The sequence below is a fragment of the Pseudomonas sp. PSKL.D1 genome, from assembly GCF_028898945.1.
Taxonomy (GTDB): domain Bacteria; phylum Pseudomonadota; class Gammaproteobacteria; order Pseudomonadales; family Pseudomonadaceae; genus Aquipseudomonas.
The window spans coordinates 950,509-976,760 of record NZ_CP118607.1; the positions used below are offsets into that span (position 1 = coordinate 950,509).

A 26,252-nucleotide genomic window follows, 5' to 3' on the forward strand; every position below is an offset into this window, starting at 1 on the left:
TCGCAGCTGTGCCGCGTCGCATTATCAGAGCGCTCCATGCGTTCAGTGCCTGTGCCCTTAGTCTTACCTTGAGCGGCTGTATCGGAACCTGGGGCATTGCCCCGCAAAGCAAGACGCTGCCAGCCAATGATCTGACCCCTGACGCGGCCATTCGCGAGGCTGCCAGTGACGCCCATTGGCCCGAACAGCAGTGGTGGCATGCCTATGGCGACCCGCAGCTGGACCGCTGGCTTGCCCTGGCTGTGGCCGGTAGCCCAAGCCTGGCCATGGCGGCAGCGCGCGTGCGCGAGGCCAAGGCCATGGCCGGTGTGGTTGAATCGGCCGAAAAGCTGCAGGCTAACGGTGACGCAACGCTTAAACGCCACAATTGGCCAGAGGACCAATTTTACGGCCCTGGCGCGCTGTCGGGCGCCAACACTTGGGACAACAACGCCGCCATTGGCTTCAGTTACGCCCTGGACCTGTGGGGCCGTGAGCGCAACGCCAGCGAACAGGCAGTGGACCAAGCGCATATGAGCGTGGCCGAGGCTCGCCAGGCACAGCTCGAACTGCAAAGCAACGTGGTGCGTGCCTACATCCAGTTGAGCCTGCATTTTGCCCAGCGCGATATCGTCAAGGCCGAGCTTGAGCAGCAGGAGCAGATCGTGGCTTTGGCCAAGCGCCGCCTGCAGGGTGGCATTGGCACTCACTTCGAGGTCAGCCAGGCCGAGGCGCCGCTGCCCGAAACCCATCGCCAGCTCGACAGCCTGAATGAAGAGATCGCCCTGGCCCGCAACCAGTTGGCAGCGTTGGCGGGCAAAGGGCCGGGGGAGGGCGCCCAGCTGCAGCGGCCAAGCCTGGCGTTGGCGGCTCCGCTGAAATTGCCTTCGAACCTGCCCGCCGAACTGGTTGGCCAGCGGCCTGATGTGGTTGCCAGCCGCTGGCAGGTTGCGGCACAGGCCCGTGGCATCGATGTGGCCCACGCCGGCTTCTTCCCCAATGTCGACCTGGTTGGCAGTCTTGGCTTCATGGCCACTGGCGGCGGCCCGCTGGAGTTCCTCACCGGGCGCAAGTTCAATTACAACGTAGGCCCGGCCATCAGCCTGCCTATCTTCGACGGTGGCCGCCTGCGCTCGCAACTGGGCGCGGCTTCGGCCAGCTACGACGTGGCCGTGGCGCGTTACAACCAGACGGTGGTCGGTGCGCTGAAGAACATTTCCGACCAGTTGATTCGCCGTGAGTCGATGAAGGAGCAGGCGCATTTCGCCGCCGAATCCGTGGCTGCCGCGCAAAAAACCTACGACATCGCCACGGTCGCCTTCCAGCGTGGCCTGACCGACTACCTCAACGTGCTCAACGCGCAGACTTTGCTGTTTCGCCAGCAGCAGATCCAGCAACAGGTGCAGGCTGCGCGGCTGATTGCCCATGCCGAGCTGATAACTGCCCTTGGCGGCGGTTTGCAGGCTGGCAAGGATGTACCGGGCGAAGAGCGCCAGGCCGCACCGAAAACCCCGGCGGCCCTGGCCGTGTTCGACCGTAAGCCGGACCACGCCGAATGAGTACATCAAGCCTGCCCCTGCGCTGGCTGCAAAGCCTGGAATGGCGCCGGGGCTTTTTTGCCTGGGCACGCACCGACGGCGTGACCTGGGTGTACATCTTCAAGGTGCTGGCCGCCGCGTTCATCACCCTGTGGCTGGCCATGCGCCTGGAACTGCCGCAACCGCGCACGGCGATGATCACCGTGTTCATCGTCATGCAGCCGCAAAGCGGCCATGTGTTCGCCAAAAGTTTCTATCGGGTGCTTGGCACGTTGGCCGGCTCGGCAATGATGGTGGCGCTGATTGCCATCTTCCCGCAGAACACGGAGCTGTTCCTGCCCAGCCTGGCGCTGTGGGTGGGCCTGTGCTCGGCCGGGGCCATGCGCTACCGCACTTTCCGCGCCTACGGCTTCGTGCTGGCGGGCTACACGGCGGCGATGATCGGCCTGCCGGTGCTGGAACATCCGGACCAAGCCTTCATGGCCGCGGTATGGCGGGTGCTGGAGATTGCCTTGGGCATTCTCGTCTCGACCTTCGTCAGCGCCGCGATCCTGCCGCAATCCGCGAGTGCAGCCATGCGCAACGCCTTGTACCAGCGCTTTGGCGTGTTCGCCGGTGTGGTGGTGGAGGCCTTGCGCGGCGACAGCCAGCGCGATCGTTTCGAAAGCAGCAACGTGCGTTTCGTGGCCGAAGCCGTCGGCCTGGAAAGCTTGCGCAACGTCACCGCCTTCGAAGACCCGCACATGCGCCGGCGCTCTGGCCGGCTGGTGCGCATGAACAGCGAGTTCATGGCCATCACTACCCGCTTCAACGCCTTGCACCGCTTGCTTGAGCGCCTGCGCGCACGTGGCCCGTTGCAGATCGTCGGGGCCATCGAGCCGGGCATCAACACGTTGATCGAGCTGCTCGAACCCTATGTTGGTCGGGCATTGACCGATGCCGACGCCTTGCGCCTTACCCTGGAACTGGGTGCGTACAAAGAGGGCCTGCAAACCCTGGTGCGCAGCCTGCGTGCCGACTACATGGCGACTGACCCCAGCGAGGCCGACCTGCTGGACTTCCACACGGCATTCGAACTGCTGTACCGCTTCGTCGACGAGATGTACAGCTATGCCGAAACCCACGCTTCACTGGCCGTACACAGGCATGAGCGTGAGCAGTGGGACGAGCCTTATGTGGCGCAAACCAGTTGGCTGGTATCGCTTGCCGCAGGCGTACGCGCCTCGGCGGTGCTGTTGCTGTTGGGCAGCTACTGGCTGATCAGCGACTGGCCAAGCGGGGCCATGATGACTCTGATCGCCACCGTTACCGTAGGCTTGTCGGCGGCCTCGCCAAACCCCAAGCGCATGTCGTTCCAGATGGCTTGCGGCACTGCTGCCGGTGCCTTTGTCGGGTTCTTCGAAACCTTCTTCGTGTTCCCGTGGATCGACGGCTTCCCGCTGTTGTGCATGGTGCTGGCACCGGTGTTCGTGCTCGGCGCATTCCTGGCCTCGCGCCCGGCTTACGCCGGTTACGGCCTGGGTTTGCTGGTGTTCTTTGCCATTGGTTCGGTGCCCAATAACCTCACGGTGTACAACCCTTACACCTTCATCAATGACTACATCGGCATGGTCATCGGCATGTTCGTGTGCGCCGCCGCCGGGGCGATCATCCTGCCGCCCAACAGCCGTTGGCTGTGGAGCCGCCTGGAGCAGGAGCTGCGCGAGCAGGTGCTGTTTGCCATCAGCGGGCGGCTGCGGGGCCTGGGTTCGGCCTTTGAAAGCCGTACCCGCGACCTGCTGCACCAGGCGTATGGCCTGGCGGCGGGCAAGCCGCAGGTGCAGAGCCAGTTGATGGGCTGGATGTTCACGGTGCTGGAAATCGGCCACGCGGTCATCGAGTTGCGCAAGGAGCAGGCCCGTGCGCCGATCCACCCTGCCTACGCCGAGTCGCAGCCATGGCGCCAGGCCATCCGGGTCATGGGCCGCGCGCTGGCGCGGCTGTTCCTGCAGCCCAGTGCCAGCAACCACGAGCGTGCATTGGTGGCGGTAGACCATGCCATCGCCCGCGTGCAGGCCACCGACGAACCTTTCGCCCGGCATTTCGACACCTCCGTGCTGCGCCGCGCCCAGAGTTACCTGCACTTCATTCGTTCTTCCCTGCTCGACCCACAGTCGCCACTGGCCCCGGCGAAAGGATTGCAACATGCCCCGTGAAATCGCCTTCCATGGCGTGTACATGCCCACCATGACTTTGATGTTCCTGTTCGCCCTGGGCCTGGCCTGGGGCCTGGACCGGTTCATTGCCAGCCATGATGGCTACCGCTTCTTCTGGCACCCGGCGCTGCTGCGCCTTTCCTTGTTCGTCTGCCTGTTCGGCGCCCTGGCGCTGTCGCTCTACTGGTGAGAATCCCTCGATGAAAAAGTTCTTCAGCCTGATCGCCACCTTGCTGGTGCTGGCCGCTGCCGTGGTGATCGGCCACCAGTTGTGGAAGCACTACATGACCACACCCTGGACCCGCGATGGCCGCGTGCGTGCCGACATTATCAACGTCGCCGCCGATGTGCCGGGCTATGTGGTGGATGTGCCGGTCAAGGACAACCAGCGGGTGAAGAAGGGCGATTTGCTGATCCAGATCGACCCCGAGCACTATCAACTGGCCGTCGACCAGGCCAAGGCGCTGGTCGCTTCGCGCAAGGCCACCTGGGAGATGCGCAAGGTCAACGCCAGGCGCCGTGCCGACCTGGACAACCTGGTCATTTCGAAAGAAAACCGCGACGACGCCAGCAACATCGCCAACTCGGCCCTGGCTGATTACCAGCAGGCCCAGGCGCAGTTGGCAGCCGCCGAGCTCAACCTCAAACGCACCCACATCGTCGCCACGGTGGACGGCTACGTGACCAACCTGAACATCCACAAGGGCGATTACGCGCGCACGGGTGAGGCGGTGATGGCGGTGGTCGATGAAAACTCGTTCTGGGTGTATGGCTTCTTCGAGGAGACCAAACTGCCCCACGTGAAAGTGGGTGACCGGGCCGAACTCGAAATGATGAGCGGCGAGCGCATCAAGGGGCATGTCGAGAGCATTGCCCGGGGCATTTACGACCGCGACAACCCGCAGAGCCGGGAGCTGATTGCCGATGTGAACCCGACCTTCAACTGGGTGCGGCTGGCGCAGCGGGTGCCAGTGCGGATTCACATCGATGAAGTGCCGGAAGGGTTTTTGCTGGCGGCGGGGACGACGTGCACGGTGGTGGTGAAGCCGAGCGAGGGTTGATCGGCGCTGACCCCTGCTTCGCGGCGTCGCTCAGCACTACACGGCAGACAGGCGGTCAAGCAGCCCCTACCAACACCGGCACTTTAACTCGATCAATCACTTTTGCGCTGATCGAAGGGTCTAGCAACCGCCCTAACCGCGACAGGTGGCGGTGGCCCATGATGATCAGTTCGCAGTTCAGGGCCTGTGCTTTGCTCACAATTGCCTCTACGGGCTGGCCGGCCAGCATGCAGCCCTGGCTGTTGAACCCGGCCTGTTGCAGCGCTTGTACGGCATCGGCCACGGCTTGTTCACCCAGGCGCTGTTCTTCGCAGGCAGCGGGGTATTGCTCAAGTTCTTCGGCAGTGTAGGGGGCGGGTTGTTCGTGCACGGCGAAGGTGGCGTCGATGGCCAGCAATACGTGCAGTTGGTGTTCATCGGGGTTGCAGTAGCGACGGGCCAAGGCGAGCAGGGCGGTGGTAGCAGGGGAGGCGTCGATGGCGATCAGGACGGGGGTGGGCATGAGAGATCCTTGCATGGCGCTGGAGATGATGTTCCAGGGCCGGCCCTTTCGCAGGTAAACCCGCTCCAACAGATACAGCGCAGAAACCTGTGGGAGCGGGTTTACCCGCGAAAGGGCCAGACCTGCAATCGCCTCATTCTTGGCTGAACCCATCCCCCGGATAAATGCCCCACCACGCACGGGCGCATTGCGCCAGACGCAATCGTCCAACCTGCTACCATCGCGTTTCCTACAACCGCACGGAAACCGGCCATGCAACTTCCGGATATGAACCTGCTCGTCGCCCTCGATGCCCTGCTCGATGAAGGCAGCGTGGTGGGCGCCGCACAGCGCATGAACCTCAGCCCGGCCGCCATGAGCCGTACCTTGGGGCGTATCCGCGATGCCTTGGGCGACCCGATCCTGGTGCGTGCCGGCCGTGGTTTGGTGCCGACACCCAGGGCCTTGGCCCTGCGCGAGCAAGTGGCCGCGCTGGTGGAGCAGGCCGGCGAAGTGTTCCGCAGTGCCGATGAAGTCGACCTGCCGAAACTCGACCGGGCTTTCAACATCCGCACCAACGATTTGTTCATCGCCTTGTACGGCGCGCTGTTGCTACGCCGGATGCACGAGCAGGCGCCGCGCACGGTACTGCGCTTCGTCCCCGAAAGCCCCGGGGGTGACGACGACAGTGTGCTGCGTGACGGGCGCACTGACCTGATCATCAGTTCCACCGTCGACCTTGGCCCTGAAATCAAGGTGCAGAGCTTGTTCCAGACCTATTACGTGGGCCTGGCGCGAAGGGACCACCCCATCTTCGACCAGCCGATCACCCCGGGCAGCTTTGCCAGTTATCCACAGATCAGCGTCTCCCGCCGTGGACGGGCCAATGGGCCAATCGATGTGGAACTGGCCAATTTCAAAGTGCAGCGGCGGGTGGCATTGATTACACCGAGCTTTCACTCGGCGTTGTTCTCGTTGCCGGATTCGGACCTGATCCTGCCGATGCCTGCCAATATTCTGAATAGCGTGCACAAACTGGGCTTGCCGTTGCGGTCATTCGAGATCCCGGTGCCGCTGGAACGGGTGAACGTGATGCAGGCCTGGCACCCACGCTTTCACAACGACCCGGCACATCGGTGGTTGCGGCAGACCTTGAAGGCCTGTTGCAGCGCCGATCCTTGATGGATTGCGTCCAGCGCAACATAAACCTGCCGATAAGTCAGTTTTCGTAAGCATTCGACCTTCTTAGACTTGCTCCAGTCGCAAATTTGTTGCTGGAGATGTCTGTCCATGAGTTCCCTGTCTACCCCGCCCCCCGTCACTGCCCCGGTGCAAACGGCGTTCGGCCTGCGCGTGGTGGTCGGGCTGTTCGGCGTGCTGCTGGCCGTACTGTGTGCAGGCTTGAATGAATCGGTGACCAAGATCTCCCTCGCTGATGTCCGCGGTGCCATGGGCATTGGCGCCGACGAAGGTGCCTGGCTGCTGGCGGCGTACAGCGCCGCCTCGGTGTCGGCCATGGCCTTCGCTCCCTGGCTGGCCACTACCTTTTCCTTGCGTCGCTTCACCATGAGTGCAATTGCTGTGTTTGCCGTGCTGGGGCTGCTGCAGCCCTTTGCCCCCAACCTGCACAGCCTGATGCTGCTTCGTGTTCTGCAGGGCTTTGCCTCCGGCGCCTTGCCGCCGATGCTGATGAGCGTGGCACTGCGTTTCCTGCCTCCCGGCATCAAGGTGTACGGCCTGGCCTGCTACGCCCTGACGGCCACCTTCGGCCCCAACCTCGGCACGCCGCTGGCCGGCCTGTGGACCGAATACGTAGGCTGGCAGTGGGCGTTCTGGCAGATCATCCTGCCATCGGCACTGGCCATGTTCTGCGTCGGCTGGGGCCTGCCACAAGATCCGCTGCGCCTGGAACGCTTCAAGCAGTTCGACTGGCGCGGCGTGGTTCTTGGCCTGCCGGCCATCAGTAGCATCGTCCTGGGCTTGTCGTTGGGCGACCGCTGGGGCTGGTTCGACTCGACGCTGATCTGCTGGCTGCTGGGCGGTGGTGTGCTGTTGCTGGTGCTGTTCATGTACAACGAATGGTCGGAGCCACTGCCATTCTTCCAGTTGCGCATGCTGCAGCGGCGCAACCTTAGCTTCGCCCTGGTGACCTTGGCTGGCGTGCTGATCGTGCTGTCCGGCGTGGGCAGCATTCCCTCGGCGTACCTGGCGCAAATCCAGGGGTATCGGCCGGCGCAGACCAGCCCGCTGATGATGCTGGTGGCCATGCCGCAATTGGTTGCCCTACCGCTGACGGCTGCGCTGTGCAATATCCGCGCAGTGGACTGCCGTTGGGTACTGGCCGCGGGGCTTGCGATGCTGGCGGTGTCCTGCGTGGGCAGCAGCCTGATGACCTCCGAGTGGATTCGCGGTGACTTCTACCCGTTCTACTTGCTGCAGGTATTTGGTCAGCCAATGGCGGTGCTGCCACTGCTGATGCTTTCCACCAACGGCATGACCCCACAGGAAGGCCCGTTCGCGTCGAGCTGGTTCAACACTGTGAAAGGCCTGGCGGCGGTGATCGCCGGTGGCTTGCTGGACGCTCTGGGTACCCTGCGCCGGCACTTTCATTCCAACCACCTGGTGGACAGCCTGGGCAATGCCCCGCTGATTGACGACAACACCGCTGGCCTTGCCAAACGCATTCACGACCAGGCGCTGGTGCTGACATCGGCCGACCTCTATCTGGTCATGGCCTGCATCGCCGTGGCGCTGATCTGCCTGATTCCTTTCGTGCCTACCCGGGTCTATCCGCCGCGTGCGGTGGCCTGAACCCTGGATGAATTCGAGACACTGAACATGACCAACAACCGTAAAACCCTTTTCATCGGCTCGGTGCTCGCCGTGGCCGTGCTGGCCGGTATCGTCGGCCCGTGGATGTTTGGCAGTGACCAGCGCCAGCGTACAAACGATGCCTACGTGATTGCCGATTACACGGTGGTCGCGCCCAAGGTTGCCGGCTTCATCAAAGAGGTACGGGTGGAAGACAACCAGCAGGTGCAAGCCGGCCAGTTGCTGGCAACTATCGATGACCGCGACTACCAAGCCGCGCTGGATGCAGCCCAGGCCCAGTTGCTGGTAGCCAAGGCCCAGAGCGCCGATGCCCGCGCCACCCTGGAGCGCCAGGCCGCGCTGATTGCCCAGGCCGAAGCGGCAGTGAAAGCGGCGCAGGCTGAAGCGGCGTTCGCCGACCATGAGGTCAACCGGTACAGCCGCTTGGCCGAACAAGGCGCCGGTACGGTGCAGAATGCCCAGCAGGCGCGCAGCCGTGTTGACCAGGCGCGTGCGCGGCTGGCCAATGCCCAGGCGGCGCTGGTGGCCACACGCAAGCAAGTGGACATTCTCACGGCGCAGGTCGCCAGTGCCGATGGTCAACTGAAGCGGGCCGAGGCAGGCCTGGAAAAGGCTCAGCTGGACTTGTCCTACACCCGTATCACTGCACCGGTCGATGGCATGGTCGGTGAGCGTGCAGTGCGCGTTGGCGCCTTCGTCAACCCGGGTGCCCGGCTGCTTTCGGTGGTGCCGTTGCAGCACGCGTATGTGGTTGGCAATTTCCAGGAAACCCAGCTGACCCATGTGCAGCCGGGCCAGCCGGTCAGCATCAGTGTGGACACGTTTGCCGGTGAAACACTCAAGGGCCATGTCGAAAGCATCGCGCCAGCCACGGGCGTCACCTTCGCCGCAGTGAAACCGGACAACGCCACCGGCAACTTCACCAAGGTGGTGCAGCGCATTCCTGTGAAGATCGTTTTCGATGATGGCCAGCCTTTGCTTGAGCGCCTGCGCGTGGGCATGTCGGTGGAAGCAACCATCGACACCCGTGGCGACAAGCTTGCTGGCAAAGAGGTGAGTGCCCGATGAAACCGGCAGTGCGTTTGAGCCCCTTGCTGCTGACCATACTCATGGCTGGTTGTACCCTGGGGCCTGATTTCCAGCGCCCGGACAGCCGGGCCCCTGCACAGTGGGCGCCGTTGCAAGGTGAAGCCGCGCCAAGCCAGCCCCAGGCCGAACCGCTGGAGTTGCGCTGGTGGGAAACCTTTCACGATGCCCGGTTGAGTGCGTTGATCCAGCGTGTTGCCGAGCGCAATCTCGACCTTCAGATGGCCAGCGCACGCCTGCTGCAGAGCCGTGCCTTGCGCAGCACCGTGGCGGCAGATCAGGCGCCGTCCGTGGATGCGAACGTCGGCTACAGCCGCGCGCGCAACAGTGCGGAGGGCCTCAATGACCCGTCCGGCAACGCGGGCAAGTCGGCCTACAACTTGTGGCAGGGTGACTTGGTCGCAGGCTGGGAACTGGACCTCTGGGGCCGCGTCCGGCGCCAGGTGGAAGCCGCTGATGCCACCGTCGACGTGGCCGAGAACGACCGCCGCGGCGTGCTGTTGGCGCTGTTGTCGGAAACCGCCGGCAACTATATCCAGCTGCGAGCCGTGCAGCACACGCTGGACGTGACCCATGACAACCTGAAGGTGGCGCAGCACAGCCTCAAACTGTCCGAAGACCGCCAGGCCGAAGGCGTCGCCACCCGGCTCGACGTTGCCCAGGCCAGTGCCCAGGTTGCGTCAATTGAAGCTCGGCTGCCTACACTGGAAGCCCGCCGCGATGACCTGATCAACGCCCTCAGCCTGCTGGCTGCAGAGCCGCCGCGCAGCCTGGAGGCCGAGCTGTCCAAGGCCGGAAACTTGCCTGCGCCGCAGCAGAAGTTTGCCATTGGGTTGCCGTCCGAACTGGCCGAGCGTCGCCCGGACATCCGCCAGGCCGAGGCTCGGCTGCACGCGGCTACAGCCAGTATCGGCGTAGCGAAAGCGGACTTCTATCCGAGCATCCGTTTGTCGGGCAGCGCCGGTTTTCAGTCCATGCAACTCTCCGATTTCGGCGCCTGGGACTCACGCCGTTTTGCCTTTGGCCCGCAGCTGTCACTGCCGATTTTCGAGGGCGGGCGCCTGACCGGCACGCTGCAATTGCGCGAGGCGCAGCAGCAGGAGGCGGCGTTGAACTACCGCAAGGTGGTGCTCGGCGCCTGGCATGAAATCGACGATGTGCTACGCCTGTACAACGCCAGCCAACTGCGGCGTGACCACCTGGCTGAGGCCGTGCGGCAAAACCGTATCGCCCTGGAAACCGCCCAGCGCCAGTATGTGGAAGGGGCGGTGGACTTTCTCAACGTGCTGACCGTGCAGAGTGCCCTGCTGGCCAGCGAAGAACAGTGGATCGACAGCTCGGCGGCGGTGTCGCAGGCGCTGGTGGGGCTGTACAAGGCCCTGGGCGGCGGCTGGCAAGCGTTCGACGAAGCGCATGTGAAAACGACGTGATCTTTTGGGGCCGCAAAGCGGCCCCAACAATCTCCCGACAGATGAGGAGCCACAGATGCAGATTTCCTTGAACGGTAAACGCGCCATTGTCAGCGGTTCGACAGCAGGTATCGGCCTAGCCATCGCCATTGGCCTGGCCGACGCCGGCGCCGAAGTGGTACTCAACGGCCGTACCCAAGCGCGGGTGGACGAGGCGTTGAAGGCCGTGCGCGAGCGCCTGCCGCAGGCTCGGATCATTGGCATCGCTGCCGACCTGAGTACGCGTGAAGGTGCGCAGCAACTGTTCGAACAGGTGCCGCATACCGACATTCTGGTCAACAACCTTGGCATTTTTGAGCCCAAGCCGTTCTTCGAGATCGAGGACGAAGACTGGCAGCGGTTCTTCGATGTGAACGTACTCAGTGCAGTGCGTCTGTCTCGGCACTACGCCCAGGGTATGGCCGAGCGCAAGTGGGGGCGGGTGATTTTCCTGTCCAGCGAGTCGGCGTTGCAGATTCCGACCGAAATGGTGCATTACGGCATGACCAAGACCGCGTTGCTTTCGGTATCCCGTGGCCTGGCGGAAACGCTGGCGGGCACCGGGGTGACGGTGAATGCCGTGTTGCCGGGGCCGACCCGTTCGGAAGGTGTGGGTGACTTCTTCGCCAAGCTGGCGCAGGAGCAAGGGGTTTCCACCGATGAGCTGGAGGCCAATTTCCTGGCAGAGCACCGGCCGACTTCGCTGATCAAGCGTTTGGCGACGGTGGACGAGGTGGCGAACATGGTGGTGTATCTGGCATCCATGCAGGCCAGTGCAACGACCGGGGCGGCGTTGCGGGTGGATGGTGGGGTGTTGCGCTCCATTGCCTGATTTTGGGGTTGCCTGTGCGGGCCCTATCGCGGCGGCCCGCACAGGCAACCAAAAACTCAAAGCGGTCGCAATAACCCGAACCGCTTGCGCAACGCCCAATCCAGCAGCCGCTGCGGCAGCACTCTGGCCATCAACGGCAATGCCGTGCTGCCATTCCCCAACCGTACCACCGCCGGCACTCGCGCCTTGCGCGTAGCCGCCAGTACCCCCTGAGCAAACACAGCCGCCGACGTCGGCTTGTCCTGCGAAGCCCGCGCCCGCGCCTGCACAAACTCGCGCAACGGCCACCACGCGGAATCCGCTGCCAGCACTTGGTCCGCCTGACGCTGGGCATTGCTGGCAAACTGCGAGGCAATCGCCCCTGGCTGCACTTCCATTACCTGAATGCCGAACGGCGCCAACTCAAGGCGCAGGGCATCGCTCAACGCATGCACCGCCGCCTTCGATGCGCAGTAGGCCCCGGCAAACGGCGTGACCAAAACGCCTGACACGCTACCGATGTTCACCACCCGCCCACGTGCCCGGCGCAGCAACGGGAACAACGCACGGGTAACGCCTACGACCGCAAACACGTTGGTTTCGAACTGTTGGCGCATGGCGTCCACACCACCATCAAGCAGCGGCCCCATGGCGCCGTAGCCAGCGTTATTGATGAGAATATCGAGGCTGCCGTGGCGGTCTTGCAGTTCGGCCACCAGGCGGTTGAGGTCTTCCGTGTCATTGACATCGAGTTGCCGCGCGGCAAAGCCAGCGGCAAGCAGTTGCTCGACATCTTCGGGCTTGCGGGCGGTGGCCCAGACTTCGTGGCCGGCATCGCGAAAGGCGTCGGCCAAAGCGCGGCCGATGCCGCTGGAACAACCGGTGATCAGGACGGTGGGCATGGTGGGGCCTGTTTGGAGGGTGGGATTTGTACAAGCTGTACCGGCCTCTTCGCGGGTAAACCCGCTCCTACAGGCAAGTGTTTTCCCTGTGGGAGCGAGTTTACCCGCGAAGGGGCCGGCACAGGCGCTAAATCAGTTAGCAAACGAACCTTGCAGATGTTCCGCCCGAAACTCCAGCGTCTGCGCCCGATACCCCGAACGCAATGGCGGTAACGGCAGGCAATCCGTCCATTCTGCCCCTGCTTGCAACTCACCTGGCCCACGATAGCGCGGCGCGTTGTAGGTGTTTTCCGCCAAGTTCACCGTGTCCCCCGGCGCATAGGCGGCCACGCGCCAGCGCAGTTCGGTGAGCGGGACTTTGTTGCCGTTCTTCATGCGCACCTGCAAGGCGCGGTCGGCAGGGCACTGATCGGGGGTGTAACTCAGGCGCAGGTCAAGCCGGGCCAGCTGCGAAGCTTCGCGGTTGTCTTGCCAGATGACGAACAGGGCAACGATGCCCAGGCCGCAGATGGCGGCCATCGAGATAGGCAGGGCCTTGGACGGGTAGCGCAACAGCAGTACCAGCCAGGTGAGAATCAGAAAGGCACCGATGATCATGGGGCGGGCAGACCTTGGTTGCACGGGTCTGACCATCCTAGCGCCAAATCGAAGTTGCCTCAAAAGAAGGGGCCGCATTGCGGCCCCTGATTTCGTTCACTGCGCGATGGTTTTCACCGAAACCCCACGCTCAACCGGCGTGGAAGTACGCCCATACACATCCTCAAAGCGCTCGATGTCATCCTCGCCCAGGTAGCTCCCGGACTGCACTTCGATGATCTCCAGCGGAATCTTGCCAGGATTGCGCAGTCGGTGGATCGAGGCGATCGGGATGTAGGTGGACTGGTTTTCGGTCAACAGGAACACGTTCTCGTCACAGGTGACCTCGGCGGTGCCGGATACCACGATCCAGTGCTCGGCGCGGTGGTGGTGCATCTGCAGCGACAGACTGGCGCCCGGCTTGACGGTGATGTGCTTGACCTGGAAGCGCCCGCCCATGTCCACCGAATCGTACGAGCCCCACGGGCGGTACACTTCCAGGTGGTTCTGGGTTTCGCTGCGGCCCTGTTCGTCGAGGGTCTTGACCATCTGCTTGACGCCCTGGACCTTGTCCTTGTGGGCGATCATCATCGCGTCCTTGGTTTCGACCACGACGATGTTCTCAAGGCCGATGACCGACACCAGCTTGCCGTTGCCGTGGATCATGCAGTTGCGGCTGTCCTGCACCACCACGTCGCCTTTGGTGACGTTGCCGTCGGCGTCCTTCTCGTGCACGTCCCACAGCGACGACCAGCAACCCACGTCGCTCCAGCCTGCCGACATTGGCACCACGCAGGCGCGCTGGGTCTTTTCCATCACCGCGTAGTCAATGGAGTTGTCCGGGCAGCAGGCGAAGGTGGCTTCGTCGATGCTCAGCACATCACCGTCTTCCTGGCTGCGCTCCAGTGCCAGCAGGCAGGTGTCGTAGATATCGGGCTCGTGCTTTTTCAGCTCTTCGAGGAAGCGGCTGGCACGGAACAGGAACATGCCGCTGTTCCAGAAGTAACCGCCAGCAGAGACGAACTCGGCAGCGCGTTTTTCGTCTGGCTTCTCGACGAATTGCGCCACACGCGCAACACCTTCCGGCAGCAGAGCGTCCTGGCTGGAGCGGATGTAGCCGTAGCCGGTTTCCGGCTTGGTGGCCGGTACGCCGAACAGCACCATTTCACCACGCTCGGCGGCAACGGTGGCCAGGGCCAAGGCGCGTTGCAGGGCCTTCTGGTCGTCGATCACGTGGTCGGCGGGCAATACGAGCATCAACTCGTCACAGCCTTCGTTCACCAGTTTCATGGCGGTCATGGCCACCGCTGGTGCAGTGTTGCGGCCGAACGGCTCCATCAGGATGGCCTGGGTTTCCAGTTTCAGTGCTGCGAGCTGCTCCTGAACGATGAACTTGTGGTCCTTGTTGCAGACCACGATGGGTGCATCCATACCCTCGAACACAAGGCGCTCGATGGTTTGCTGGAACAGCGTGTGCTCACCGGTCAGGGCCAGGAACTGCTTGGGGAACTGCTTGCGCGACAGAGGCCACAGACGGGAACCGCTACCACCAGAAAGAATTACCGGGATCATGTTGTTTCTCCAATAAGGTCTAGAAAGAGGCAGGGATCAGTTGGTGGACACGGGGCGAGTTACCCACACCGGCGACAAGCTGTTGCCGGAACCTGTTACGTACAGCACGGCCGCTTCGCCGCGTTCCAGGGCGACCGGTTTCAGGTCGCTGACTTTCTTGTTGCCTTCGAACAGGGCCAGGTTGACCTTGACCGGGTTGATTTCACGCTCGCCACGGCCTTTGGCGGCTACCGATTGCACCACTTCGGTCTTGCCGTCGGCGGTTTTCAGGGTCAGGGCCTGGTCGCTCAGGTTCTGCACGCGTACCAAGGCTTTCTGCTTGTTCTTGAACGGCGGCTCTTCGATCAGTTGCGGGTTGCCGCCTGCGTTGTTGACCAGGGTGTAGTACTTGTCTGCTGCCAGCTTCACCGGAACGCTCTTGCCGCCGACCTGAGCGGTGTAGTCACCGCCTGGCAGGAAGCTGAAGTCGCTGCTGGCCTGGGCACCCACCTGCTTGATCTGGGTGTTGCCAACCGATGCTGCGGCCGGCGCAGGGGCCGCGTTGTACAGGCGCACGAAGGTCGAGCCTTTTGGTGCGGTGGGGCCGTACAGGGCGGCGTCGGCGCCGGCGAAGGCCTGCATCGAAGCTAGCGAAAGGCCTGCCGCGAGGGTGAGGGCTTTGGCAATGGAAGTTTTGGTAGTCATGTGCGTGTTCCTCTCTATCAGTGGTTCGTCCGGGTGGACGACAAGGCCAGGTTTTCTTCGGATTTACGGGGCTTTTTCAGCTGTGCGATCCACTGCGGATCGAAGCTGCTGAGGTCGTTCTTCATTGGCAGATAACGTTCGGGGAATTCCCACACCACCACCTGTGGTGCGGCGTTTTTGAAAGCATCGCTTTGCAGGTACTTGAGCATTGGCAGCAGCGGGCCATGGCCGTCTTCGGCGTAGTTGGCCACGTCGCTGCGCAGGGCCTGCTGCAGGGCGCCGAGGAAGTTCCAGTGCGGGTTGGCGCTGTAGCTGGTACCCACCAGGGCGACCGGGATTTCGTTGTTGGCAAACAGTGCATCGTCGCCTTCTGCCGCCGCGTCGGCCGGGCGGGTACTGCGTTGCTGCAGGTTGTCCGGGGTAGGCAGCAGGTTGCTGAACAGCGGGTCGAGCGGCAGGAAGTTGGTCAGGTCGCCTTTGTAGGGGGCGGTGCTGCCGGCTTCGGTGACGAAGGTTTGCGGGTCGCCGTTGAGCATGTTCTGCCGGCTCACGGCTTCGGCCAGAGCCTGCGCTGCGACTTCGGCGCCCATCGGCGTCCAATGGGTGTCGGTGCGCAGGAATACCTGGCCACGGGCCTTGGCCTGCTCCATGGCGGCTTGCAGGTCCGGGGCAAACACGTTGGCCTGGCGAACCTGAGCGTGGAACTGGTTGTACAGGTCGTCGTGCAGGCTGGCCGGTTGCTCCTTGCCCAGGTATTCCGAATAGATGCGCGCCTTGGCCGGCACGATCGCCAGCACCAGCTGGCTGCCGTGCTGTTGCAGGGTGTCGCGCACGCCGCGGATCAGCGCCAGGTTTTCCTGCATCAACTGCTCGGCACCGGCGGTGGGCTTGAACTCTTCGTCACTGAACAGCCACTGGTCGCGGCCCAGTACCACGCCGGGGCGGCCTTCGTTGAACAGCTTGAAGTCCAGCGCGGCCCAGAGGTTGGTGCCCAGCCGCTTGATCGGGAACTCGGCGTCGTAATGGGTCTCGGCGGCCTTGGCCAGCTTGCCGTTGAGCAGGGTCATTTGCTCGGTGCGCTGGAAGCTCTGCAGGCCACCGGTGGACCATGCGCCCATGCCTACCAGCAGGCCCAGGAACGACAGCGAGTAAGTGATGCGTAATGTGCGGTTCATGTCATCGGCCTCAGAACTGGAAGTACAGGAACGGCGAGTAGCTCTGCGCCGAAAGCTTGAGGATCGAGGCCACGAACAGCAGCAGGATCAGGGTGCGGCTGACCACGCGCGCCCAGTCCAGGCCCAGCGAACCGTCGGCATTGACCTGCACTGGGGTGGCGACTGGCGCGGGTTTGGCATTGCGGTAGAAGTCGCGCAGGCCGAAGTACGCCAGCGTGATGTAGGCAATGATCAGGGTGGCCACTTGCAGGCCGGTGAGGTTGGCGCGGTTCAGCTCCGACAGCTGCCATTCACCGAAGCTGAACATGGCGCCGTACATGCGGCCGGCCACGTGCAGGTTCTCGGCACGGAAGATCACCCAGCCAACCACCACCAACAGGAAGGTGAATGCCCATTTCACCGGGTTGAAGCGTTGTGGGTTGGTGTCCAGCCCCAGCGCCCGCTCGATGGCCAGCCACATGCCGTGCCACGCGCCCCAGATGATGTAGGTGAAGTTGGCACCGTGCCACAAACCGCCCAGCAGCATGGTCAGGAACAGGTTGCGGTAAGTGTTGAAGGTGCCTTTGCGGTTGCCGCCCAGGGTGATGTACAGGTAATCACGCAGCCAAGTGGACAGGCTGATATGCCAGCGGCGCCAGAACTCGGTGATCGACTGGCTGATGTAGGGCTGCTTGAAGTTCTCCATGAAGCGGAAGCCCATCATCAGGCCAAGGCCGATGGCCATGTCGCTGTAGCCGGAAAAGTCGAAATACAGCTGCGCGGTGTAGGCCAGCGCACCCAGCCAGGCGTCGCCAGTGGTGGGGTTTTCCAGGGCAAAGCAATGGTCGGCGACCACCGCCAGGGTGTCGGCGATGAACACTTTCTTGATGAAGCCCTGCATGAAGCGGGTGCAGCCTTCGGAGAACTTGTCCAGAGTGTGGGTGCGGTTGTTGAACTGGTCGACCAGGTCCTTGAAGCGCAGCACGGGGCCTGCGATCAGGTGCGGGAAGATCGCCACGAATGCCGCGAAGTCAATCAGGTTGCGGGTGGCCGGGGTATCGCCGCGGTACACGTCGATGATGTAGCTGATGGACTCGAAAATGTAGAACGAGATACCGATCGGCAACAGCACGTGGGTGAGGATGAATGGCTCCAGGCCGAACGAGGCGATGATCGCGTTCAGGCTGTCGACACCGAAGTTGGCGTACTTGAAGTAGCCGAGGATCGCCAGGTCCACGCCCACGCCCAGCAGCAGCCAGCGTTGGGCCGGCTTGGTGCGCACACCTGCGGCACCGACTTTGAGGCCGATCCAGTAGTTCCACAGGGTTACCCCGGCGAACAGCGCCAGGAAGTCCACTCGCCACCAGGCGTAGAAGATGTAGCTGGCAACCAGCAGCAGCAGGTTGCGATAGCGTTGCCCGCTCAGGTAGTACAAGCCGAGGAAGATCGGCAAGAACAGGAACAGGAACACGTTGGACGAGAAGACCATCCCGGTTCTCCTAAGTTGTTCACAGCATCCAGGGCAAAACGCCCCCCAAACCCCCCACATTCGTGACGGGTCACCATGGTCCCTGTAGGAGCGGATTTATCCGCGATGGCGATCGGCAAAACAGCTGGGTTGAGCCTGCTGACGCCATCGCGGCGGTCCGACGCTTCGGTAAATCCGCTCCTACAGTTATTTCTTCGAACTTGCGCCGGGGTCGTAGACCCGGGTCAGGTTGCCGCCGAGGCGGAAGCTGTCGAACGGTTGCATGTCGCGCTTGCGTTCGAGGGTGTCGGCGTTGCATTGGTACAGCTGGCACCACGGCTCAAGCCAGGCGTACTTGTTGTCGACCTTGAGGTCGTCCATGTCCTGTTTTTGGCCGTTGCGGGTTTTGAACGCGCTGGGGTCGCGGGCGCCATCCAGCACTTTCTGGCCCAGACGCTGCAGGGCATTGTTGTTTTCGCCGCGCAGGTCCACCCCGTTGGCCTTGGCAAAACTGGCGATCATCGCCAGCGGCGGCAGGGCGTAGTTGTGGTAGGCCAGGGCGCGTTGGCGGCGCTTGAGCTCGTTGGGCAAAAAGCCTTGGGAGTCGACCTGGTTGGCGCCGACCCTGTATTCCTTCACCGCCCAGTCGAACAGGTCGCGCCGGTCGGTGGCCACGGCAGTGGCCATTACCGACCAGGCTGCCCAGTAGCTGTGGTTGTTGATCTTCTGCAGCGGCAGGTTGCTCCAGTCGCGCACGGTCTGCTCGGCCAGGCGGGCGAACCACTTTTCGATCAGCTCGGCCTGGGCCTGGTGCGCTGCCAGCGGCTGCGAATTGGAGAACTTCAGGCGCAGCCACGACCCGCTCATGCTGCCCAGTGCCCATTTGCGCATGGACTTGCCGGTGTGGTTGTAGTTGGTCGACATCATCGCGTCGGCCCGTGCCCAGCTGCCCAGCCAGCTCAGGGTGCAGTCGAGCTGCGCCGGGCGGCCGTCGCGCATGTACTGGTTGACCATCTTGGCCACGCCCCGCTCAAGGGTGGTGATGTCCTTGGTGGAGTCGCGGAAGGCCTGTTCCGAGTCAAGGTTCAGGGTTGCCCGGGCACGGTCCGAACCTTCGTACTTGCTGCGGAACTGCAGCGCGCCGGTGTACGGCGTGGGCGGCGCTGCGCAACGGAAGTTACCGTCGCTGGTCTTGAGCTTTTCGATGCCCTCGTAATAACCCTGTGGTGGCACCAGCGCGGCGTGCGCGGTGCCTCCGAACAATGCCAGGGCGAGAAGGGCGGGTGCGGTGGTGGTGCTGAGCTTGGTCATTGTTCGCCTCACTGGCCAGCGTGCGCGGTGCTGGCAAAGTTGTTGCGTTTACAAAGCTTGGCTTCGACTTTGCGTGTACCGTCCTCAGGGCCCTGAACTTCCAGTGCGAGCACGTTCTGGTTGGCCCAGTCTTCGTCTTCGCGCAGCTGGAAGACAAAGCGCCCGTCGGTTTCGGAGGTGGTGGGTTTGTCGATCTTGATGTCCTCGTGGCGGCCGTTCAGGTACCACAGGGTGGCCTGCAGGGTCTTCACCGAGGTGTCTTCGAACTTGATGTCCATCTGCAGGTTGCGGTTGATCAGGTCTTTGATCACGCCGCCCTTGCCATTGACCATCAGCTCGTTCTTGCCGGGCTTGAGTTCGGCGCTGGCGCTCATCAATGCCGGGCGTGCATCGCAGCCGTCGTCGAGCAGGCCGAGGATCTGCCGCCAGATGGTCTCCTGATCCAGGCGGTACAGTGGGGAGAATTCCCAGACGAGAATCTTTGGCGGGTTCTTCTGGAATTCTTCACTGCCCAGGTACTGGATCATCGAGCCTTCCAGGCCACCGCCGGGGAAGGCCACGTTGAGCACGTCAGCGCCGATGTACTGCTCAAGGAAGCCGGAGAAGTTGTAGTTTTTGCCACTGTGGCTGGTGCCGACCAGGGTGATCTGCGCGTTGCCGCCGTCACCGAACAAGTCGTCGCCGCCGCCGCTGGAACCCTTCGGCTCGGTGGCGAACTGGTCCATGTACTGCACCGCGTAGCTGGTGTTGCACAGCTGGCCGGCAACGTTGTGCAGGGTGCCGGTCTTGCCCATGCGCCCGGATTTGTGGGTTTCGAACTCCTTGCGCGGGATGCCTTCGAAGGCCGGCATCTTGTGCACGGTGTCGGCCACGATTTTTGCCGCGCGCTCGGCGCCGTACGGCGTCCAGTGCTGGTCACCGCGGAAGTAGAAATCCTTGCCCTGGTCGGCTGCGGCCAACTGCTCGTTGGTCAGCGGCGACAGGTCGGGCACGTTGTAACCCATGCTGGCGAAGCGCTTGAGCATGGCCTGGTAGTTGCCCAACGCCTTCTGGTAATCGAAGGCAGCCTTCTCGGCCGGCTTGAGCATGTTGCGGTTCACCAGGCCACGGGTCGGCTGGTAGACCACCACAAGCTCAACGCCGCGCTTCTTGAACGCGTCGTGCACCTGCTGCAGGCGCTTGTAGCCGGCCGGTGTGGTGTTGAACTCGGTGCGCAGGTCTTCGCGGGTACGGAACAGCCAGTCGCCCTGGGCCTGCACCAGCGTGGTGAAGTTCTGCTGGTAGCGGGTGGTGTAGCGGCTGGCATCGTGCGCTTCGGGGCACAGCTGGCAGCAAGGCTCGGCGGTGAAGGACGGGGCTTGCACCTCATCGGCGCGCACGCCCTGGCTGATGGCCAGGAGGGCGGCGGACAAGCCCAGCAGTTTGATCAGGTGTGGGGTCATGGTCTGGGCTTCCTTAGTCGATCATTTCGGTCTGGCGCTCGACCGGGTCGATCAGCACAGCCTTTTGCTGGCGCACCAGCAGGTCGAGGATTTCGTCCTGGCGCTCGCCCAGCACGCCGTTCAGGCTGATGCCGTTGGCCTTGCGCGGAGCGAGCATGGAGACCTTGTACAGCTCGACCGACAGCGGCGAGTCGATCGACAAGGGGCCGGAGCCATTGGCCGCCAGTTCGCCGCCAACCACGATCAGCGACACCTTGGTGTCGAACGGGTCCAGGGCGATGTCGCGGTCGGTGTCGGACAGGTCCTTGATGTGCCCGTACACACCCACCAGGCCGTTGGCCATGGCGATGTTTTCGTACAGGCGGATGTTCACGCTGTTGCGCACGCGGATGCCGTGGCGGCGGTTGTTGATCAGCTTGTTGCCCCAGATCAGGTTGTCGCCGCTTTCGTACAGGGTGATGCCGTCGGTGTGGTTGCGGTAGATCTCGTTGTAGGCGATCAGGTTGTTGACGCTGTTACGGTCGATCACCACGCCGGAGAGCTTGTTGTCGTAGCTCTTGTTGTTGATGATCCAGCTGTCGTTGACCTCACGCGAAACGATGATGCCGTGCTTCTTCTTGGTGCCGTACACGGTGTTGCCGGCAATGATCAGGCGGTGCGAGCGGTCGTGCGGGTCGATGCCATACACGATGTTGTCGCGGTAGGTGCTGTCCTTGACCACGAAGTCCTGGGTTTCGTAGCAGTAGAAGCCGTACCACATGTCACTGAATTCCGAGCCGAGGATCCAGCCGGTAGGTTCCGGGCGGCCCATGCGCTTGGCCATGTTCGGCGTGTACTGCGAAATGCTCACGCCGTACGACTTGGACTTGGCATAGCCAAAGCTGGCCATCTTGCTGTTGACGATGTAGGTCTCGGTGCCGCCCCACGACAGCAGGAAGGGGCGGAATTCCTTGGGCGAGCGGAAGGTGGCCGGGCCGTTTTCCTTCTCGCGCCAGCCGGTCACCTGAGTGTCGGTGACAAACAGCTTGCCGTCGTTGACCAGGAACGAGCCACCTTCCTGGGACAGGCGCAGTTGCTTGACCTTGCCGTCGATTTCCAGAATGCCCTTCTGCCCGACCACGATCGGCAGGCGTGCCAGGTAAACCCCTGGCTCGACTTCACGCAGGTACTGTTGAGGCACCTTTTTCGCCAGTTCCACCAGGCTCATGTGCCCGTCGTCGACGAAGATCGCCTGGGGGATACCGTGCTGGCGTTGTACCCATTCGGCAGCCTTGTTGTCGCCGCCGATAAACTCTTTGAGCGACTCTTCCTGCAGCATGCGGCGCACGCTGACCTTGCCCTTGTGGCTACGGTCGATTTTCTTCTGCACCGCATCAGCGGTGAAACCGCTGAGGTCGGGGAGCTTCGGCGGGTCCATGTGCAGCGGCTCGGTGGGTGCGGCAGAGATGGTGTAGGTTTTGGCCTGCTGCAGCTCTTTGCCCATGACCGCAGGCTGGCTGGCGACGGCCAGGCCCGAGGCCAGCAGCAACGCGCTGGCCAACAGGCTGTGACGGATGTGCGGCTGAAGGTTCATTGCAATCCTCTCCCGGCCTCAGAAGCGCCAGATCACGTCGACGAAGGCGCGGTGCATGTACGAATCCGCTTCCTTGCCATAGGCGTCGCCCGGCTTGAACACACCGGCACGCAAGCGCACCAGCGCAGAGGGCTCGTCGATGGCTTGGCTCATCGAGGCTGGCAACAGGCCTTGCTTGAAGTACTTGGTCACGACCACGTCCATTTCCTGGCCGAGGTCTTTTTCGCCATCAACCAGTTGGCGGCTGATGCCGTTGTCGTTGACGGCCGCGTTGATGCCGCTGGAGCCGATGTTCTGCGAGCCGTCGACGCGCCAGAACTTGTGGTAGATCAGGCTGGCGTCATAGTCGTCGCGCAGCTGCCAGGAGGCGAACAGGGTGGCTGCCTGCAGGTTGCCCAACTCGCCGCGGAAGGCTTCGCCGAAGCGGTGCACGCGCGAACGGGTGCCGGTGAAGTTGGAGCGGTTGCTCTCCAGCCCGGTCTGCTCGAAGTTGTTCGAGCCATCATCACCGCCGCCACCGCTGCCACGGGCATAGGCCGCGCCCACTTGCCAGTTCGGGTCCAGACGCAGGCGAATACCAAGGTCGGTTGCCCAGGCGTTGACGTCGCCACTCTGCTTGCCGGTGGCCACCTGGTCGTCGCCCACTTGCTGGCTGCTGAGGGTATCGCGGTCGCCGGTCAGCCAGGTGACGCTACCCCAGTAATTGACGGTGTGGTCGTTGCGCCAGTTGTAGGCGTCGCTATTGGCCTCCAGGCCCAGCCAGGTGAGGTCGCCGGTGCGGGTCTTGTCCAGCGCGTCGATGGTTTCGCCCGGGCTTTTCAGGCTACCGCTGTCATGGGTGTGGTGCCCACGCAAGCCAACCCAGTGGCCAGGGGTCCACTGCGTGGCGATGTTGCCGTAGACATGGGTGCGGTCCTTGTCTTCCGGGGCCAGCTCGGTGAGGTCGGTGCGGTATTCGCTGAAGCGCTGGGCCACGCCCAGGTCGGCCTTGAGCAGGGTGGTGTCGAAGGTCCAGTTCAGGGCCTCGATGTTGGTGTCGCGCCACATGCCGTCGTCACTGCGCAGGCGTTGGCGGCCAAAGCGCAGTTGCTCGCCGGGGTAGGCGGTGAGGCCGCTGTAACCGACCCAGAACTCGCGCATGGCCAGGTAGCTCTTCTCGGGCGTGCGGCCATCGGCGCTGGTGTCGGTGGTGGTGCCGTCGTCGTTCTGGCGCAGTGTGTCGGTTTCGATGGTGTCGGTGGCGGCGACGGCCTGGCCCATGGCGTAGGCGCTCCAGTTGCCACGCTCGCCATACACCCACGGGCGCAGGTCCAGGCCCAGGCCGTTGACGTCACCACCGGAGCGGGTGCCCAGGTCGCGGTCATCCTCGGACTGGCCGGTGATTTTCACATCCATGCCGAAGTTTTTCTGCACGGTTTCTTCGGCCAGGGTCGGGCAGGACCACAGCAGGGCGAAGCTCAGGCCAATGCCGGCTTTCACGAAGGGATTGAGCGTCATAGCATGTCCTCACCGTCTACTGCGGGGTCTTCGTATTGCAGGGCATCAAGTGACAGGCTGCGGCGGCCGACCTGGGCCATGTTGCCGCGGGCCTGCTTTTCTTGCGCCAGGAGGCTCTGGGCCTGGTTACGTTGCTCGGGCGTCAGCTGCTGGTCGAGCTGCTGGGCCAGTTCGGTGGACTGAGGCGTCGGTAACGCTTGGGAAAGCTGCGCGAACACCCAGGCGTTGGTCGGCTCTGGGCGAATGCCATGGCCTTCGCTGAACAACTGGGCGAGGGCGTAGTCAGCGCTGCTTTGGCCACCACGGGCGGCGTTGAGCAGGTGGTCGACGGCCTTTTGCGGCTCGACATCGCCCAGGTAGCCGCGGCGATAAAGCTGGCCAAGGTAGTAGTCAGCGCTGACTTCGCCGGCACTGGCGGCCGCCTGCAGGTGCTGTTCGGCCTTTTCGGCGTCGGCCGGGATGGCCTTGCCTTCGTAGTAAAGGCGGCCCAGCAGCAGGTCGGCGCGCGGCTGTTCGGCTTCGCGGCCCTTGTCGATATAAGCCATGAGCTGGTCGGTGTCGCCCAGCTCAGGGAAGTCGTACACCAGTTGCGCCAGGCTCACCCAGGAGGCCGGGTTGGTCGGGGCAATGTGTTCGAGCAAATCCTTGGCGGTTTTTTCGTCGGTCTGGCCGAGATTCATGTCGGCCAATACGCGGGCGACGCTGTCGACCCGGGTGGCGGGCACGGTGCCACGGGCGTAACCGGCTTTGAGCTGTTCAAGCAGGGCGGCCTGCTGGTCGGCCTGGCCGCGCTTCTGGTAGACCGTGGCCAGTTCGGTGTAGCACACGTCCATGGTGGCGAGTGCTTGCTTGCAGAGCGTTTCGACGTTGTCGAGGTTCTGGTCGTAGGTGCCCTGGGTGCGGTACAGCAGAATTTGCGCAAGGCCCGCTTCCGGGTAGCCAGCGGCGCGCCACTGGTCGATCTGTTGCTGGGCGTTGACGTTGGGGAAGCTCTGCGGGTACAGCAGGTAAAGCATCGCTAGCGGGATCAGTGTTTTGTTCTCGCCCTGTTCGGCGGCTCGCTTGAGCAGGGTTTCGGCTTCTTCGCGTTCGGCCTGGGTGCTGTCGGGCTTGGCCACCAGCAGGCGGCCAAGGCGTACCTGGGCGCGGGTCGAGGTGTCGGCGGCGGCGCGGTAGGTCGCTTCGGCTTCTTTGTACTGCGCCGGGTCGCCGGTGGACACCTTGATATCGGCCAGGCCCACTTGCGCGTCGCTGTAGCCCAGGTCGGCCAGGGCCTTGTAGTTGCGCTCGGCCAGTGCGGTGTCGCCACGCTTGAGGGCTTCGTTGGCCAGGCGCTGGTCCGGAAGACCCGAGCAGCCGGCCAGGGTCACGGCCAGGGCCAGGGTGCACCAGGCGAAGGGGCGGGCGCTGAGCGCTCGTCCCACGGGATACTTGTCAGCGATCATTGTCCGATCCTCTTACAGACCACGGGCCACGGCTTTGTCGATCAGCCAGTTCAGCGACGGACCACGGTCGCTGTTGACCGAAGCCGGGCGGCCGGCCAGTTCGGCAGGCAGGCCGGTGTCAGGCTTGATCTGCACGCGGATGTCAGAGGCCAGGTCTTCGCTGTTGAGGCTGGCGCTGCTGACGATGCGGCCAGTGCGCACTTCGTCTTCGCCGGCCACCTGGAAGTTGACCCGGGTACCTGGCTTGACCTCGTCGAACTGGCGGTAGCTGAAGCGCGCCTCAACCATCGGGTTGGTGGTGCGCGGGATCAGCTGGAAGATCGGCTGACCCTTGGCGGCGTACTGGCCGTCGTCCACCAGTTGGCGGGCGACTACGCAATCGCACGGGCTGGTGAGGGTGCCGGAAAGCTGCTTGCCGAACAGTTCCTCGACCTTCGCTGGCTCCAGTTGCGAGTCGTCCAGGTGGCCTTTGAGCATGTCCAGCATGCTGGTGCTGAAGCTGGCCAGCGGCGCGCCTTTGGTCACTTGGCCGCCGCTTTCCACCAGGCTGTTCACGGTGCCGTCACGCGGCATGGTGACGTTGGTGGTCGGCACCGCCACCACGCCGGCTTCGGCATGGCTGACGAAGTACATGCCGTACAGCGATTTGGCAACGAAGCCGAACGCCGCGATGCCAACCACGAACACGCCCAAGGTGACCGTCACGGCCTTCAGGCGGCCAAAGGCAGACAAACCAGCGCCGCCGTCCTTCTGCTTGCGCGCCTTGGTGAAGTTGTCGCGCTGCAGGGTGCTGAGCACATCGCCGATGCTGATCAGCTCGCCCGACAGGTGGCTGGTGATGATGTGGCGCAGGGTGGCAATGTCGCGCGGTTCTAGGTTCTGGAACTGTGCGCCGGTGCGGCCGCTGTCGCTGTGGTAGGAGCGCACCTGGAACTCGATATCCATCGACAGCCCGAGGTTGTCGACCAAGAACTGCAGGCGCCCGCGCAGCACTTCGCCCACGCTCAGCGGCTGCTTGGTGTGGAAGCTCAGGCCACCGGCGGACAGGTCGTCCACCTTCACATCGTGGGGCTGGCGCTGGGCATCCAGGAAGCGCAGCTTGGCCGGGATGCGTACCCGGGCGTGTTGGCGCTGGGCTTCGGACTCATGCACGACATTGACGTTCACGGCGGTATTCATGGTGGTTTGTTCCTTGAG

Annotated in this window: 22 protein-coding genes; 9 read left to right on the forward strand and 13 right to left on the reverse strand. The window is 63.3% G+C overall.

The annotated features are described in order from the left end of the window. Positions 1-8: 8 nt before the first annotated feature. From PVV54_RS04110 to PVV54_RS04125, 4 genes are read left to right on the forward strand one after another with little or no spacing between them, the layout of a single operon-like run. Positions 9-1,538, forward strand: a complete 1,530-nt coding sequence (locus tag PVV54_RS04110) for an efflux transporter outer membrane subunit (protein WP_274908722.1) — start codon at positions 9-11, stop codon at positions 1,536-1,538. Then, a complete protein-coding gene (locus PVV54_RS04115; RefSeq protein WP_274908723.1) occupies positions 1,535-3,712 on the forward strand; it encodes an FUSC family protein in 2,178 nt (725 codons plus the stop codon). Before PVV54_RS04110 ends, PVV54_RS04115 begins: the two co-directional genes overlap by 4 nt. Then, a complete protein-coding gene (locus PVV54_RS04120) occupies positions 3,702-3,902 on the forward strand; it encodes a DUF1656 domain-containing protein (protein ID WP_008097766.1) in 201 nt (66 codons plus the stop codon). Before PVV54_RS04115 ends, PVV54_RS04120 begins: the two co-directional genes overlap by 11 nt. Before the next feature lie 10 nt (positions 3,903-3,912). After that, a complete protein-coding gene (locus PVV54_RS04125; protein ID WP_274908724.1) occupies positions 3,913-4,773 on the forward strand; it encodes an efflux RND transporter periplasmic adaptor subunit in 861 nt (286 codons plus the stop codon). A 55-nt stretch (positions 4,774-4,828) separates the two neighbouring features. On the opposite strand, the gene PVV54_RS04130 is transcribed toward PVV54_RS04125, so the two are convergent. Further along, positions 4,829-5,275: a universal stress protein gene (locus PVV54_RS04130; protein WP_274908725.1), complete on the reverse strand. Its 447-nt coding sequence runs from the start codon at positions 5,273-5,275 to the stop codon at positions 4,829-4,831. A gap of 252 nt (positions 5,276-5,527) precedes the next feature. On the opposite strand from PVV54_RS04130, the gene PVV54_RS04135 reads away from it, so the two are divergent. The 5 genes from PVV54_RS04135 (at position 5,528) to PVV54_RS04155 (ending at position 11,452) form a co-directional block, all read left to right on the forward strand. After that, positions 5,528-6,436 (forward strand): LysR family transcriptional regulator, encoded by a 909-nt coding sequence (locus PVV54_RS04135; RefSeq protein ID WP_274908726.1) that lies wholly within the window; start codon positions 5,528-5,530, stop codon positions 6,434-6,436. Positions 6,437-6,544: 108 nt separating this feature from the next. After that, complete coding sequence (locus PVV54_RS04140; RefSeq protein WP_274908727.1) at positions 6,545-8,065, forward strand: MFS transporter; 1,521 nt, start codon at positions 6,545-6,547, stop codon at positions 8,063-8,065. Between the two features lie 27 nt (positions 8,066-8,092). Then, complete coding sequence (locus PVV54_RS04145) at positions 8,093-9,154, forward strand: HlyD family secretion protein (RefSeq protein WP_274908728.1); 1,062 nt, start codon at positions 8,093-8,095, stop codon at positions 9,152-9,154. Further along, complete coding sequence (locus PVV54_RS04150) at positions 9,151-10,602, forward strand: efflux transporter outer membrane subunit (RefSeq protein WP_274908729.1); 1,452 nt, start codon at positions 9,151-9,153, stop codon at positions 10,600-10,602. The genes PVV54_RS04145 and PVV54_RS04150 overlap by 4 nt, the downstream gene beginning before the upstream one ends. Before the next feature lie 55 nt (positions 10,603-10,657). After that, complete coding sequence (locus tag PVV54_RS04155) at positions 10,658-11,452, forward strand: SDR family NAD(P)-dependent oxidoreductase (protein WP_274908730.1); 795 nt, start codon at positions 10,658-10,660, stop codon at positions 11,450-11,452. 56 nt (positions 11,453-11,508) lie between these two features. Here PVV54_RS04155 and PVV54_RS04160 read toward each other — a convergent pair whose 3' ends face one another. The 12 genes from PVV54_RS04160 to PVV54_RS04215 all read right to left on the reverse strand — a co-directional run bounded on the left by PVV54_RS04160 (position 11,509) and on the right by PVV54_RS04215 (position 26,234). Further along, a complete protein-coding gene (locus PVV54_RS04160) occupies positions 11,509-12,333 on the reverse strand; it encodes an SDR family oxidoreductase (protein ID WP_274908731.1) in 825 nt (274 codons plus the stop codon). Between the two features lie 132 nt (positions 12,334-12,465). Then, entirely contained in the window at positions 12,466-12,930 is a 465-nt protein-coding gene (locus PVV54_RS04165) for a multidrug transporter (RefSeq protein WP_274908732.1), read from the reverse strand. 96 nt (positions 12,931-13,026) lie between these two features. Next, a complete protein-coding gene (locus PVV54_RS04170) occupies positions 13,027-14,481 on the reverse strand; it encodes a mannose-1-phosphate guanylyltransferase/mannose-6-phosphate isomerase (RefSeq protein ID WP_274908733.1) in 1,455 nt (484 codons plus the stop codon). A gap of 36 nt (positions 14,482-14,517) precedes the next feature. Further along, positions 14,518-15,165 (reverse strand): alginate O-acetyltransferase AlgF, encoded by a 648-nt coding sequence (locus PVV54_RS04175; RefSeq protein ID WP_274908734.1) that lies wholly within the window; start codon positions 15,163-15,165, stop codon positions 14,518-14,520. 17 nt (positions 15,166-15,182) lie between these two features. Continuing rightward, positions 15,183-16,340, reverse strand: a complete 1,158-nt coding sequence (locus tag PVV54_RS04180; protein WP_274908735.1) for an alginate O-acetyltransferase — start codon at positions 16,338-16,340, stop codon at positions 15,183-15,185. A gap of 10 nt (positions 16,341-16,350) precedes the next feature. Further along, entirely contained in the window at positions 16,351-17,808 is a 1,458-nt protein-coding gene (locus tag PVV54_RS04185; RefSeq protein ID WP_274908736.1) for an MBOAT family O-acyltransferase, read from the reverse strand. 186 nt (positions 17,809-17,994) lie between these two features. Further along, positions 17,995-19,098, reverse strand: coding sequence for a mannuronate-specific alginate lyase (locus tag PVV54_RS04190; RefSeq protein WP_274908737.1), 1,104 nt, complete (start codon positions 19,096-19,098; stop codon positions 17,995-17,997). Positions 19,099-19,106: 8 nt separating this feature from the next. Continuing rightward, a complete protein-coding gene (locus PVV54_RS04195) occupies positions 19,107-20,540 on the reverse strand; it encodes an alginate O-acetyltransferase (RefSeq protein WP_274908738.1) in 1,434 nt (477 codons plus the stop codon). A 13-nt stretch (positions 20,541-20,553) separates the two neighbouring features. Then, complete coding sequence (gene algG / locus PVV54_RS04200) at positions 20,554-22,113, reverse strand: mannuronan 5-epimerase AlgG (RefSeq protein ID WP_274908739.1); 1,560 nt, start codon at positions 22,111-22,113, stop codon at positions 20,554-20,556. Between the two features lie 18 nt (positions 22,114-22,131). After that, positions 22,132-23,610, reverse strand: coding sequence for an alginate export family protein (locus tag PVV54_RS04205; RefSeq protein ID WP_274908740.1), 1,479 nt, complete (start codon positions 23,608-23,610; stop codon positions 22,132-22,134). Then, the gene (gene algK / locus PVV54_RS04210) at positions 23,607-25,055 is read right to left on the reverse strand and encodes an alginate biosynthesis TPR repeat lipoprotein AlgK (protein ID WP_274908741.1); all 1,449 of its coding nucleotides are present in this window, start codon (positions 25,053-25,055) and stop codon (positions 23,607-23,609) included. The genes PVV54_RS04205 and algK overlap by 4 nt, the downstream gene beginning before the upstream one ends. A 12-nt stretch (positions 25,056-25,067) precedes the next feature. Beyond that, entirely contained in the window at positions 25,068-26,234 is a 1,167-nt protein-coding gene (locus PVV54_RS04215) for a PilZ domain-containing protein (RefSeq protein WP_274908742.1), read from the reverse strand. Positions 26,235-26,252 lie beyond the last annotated feature (18 nt).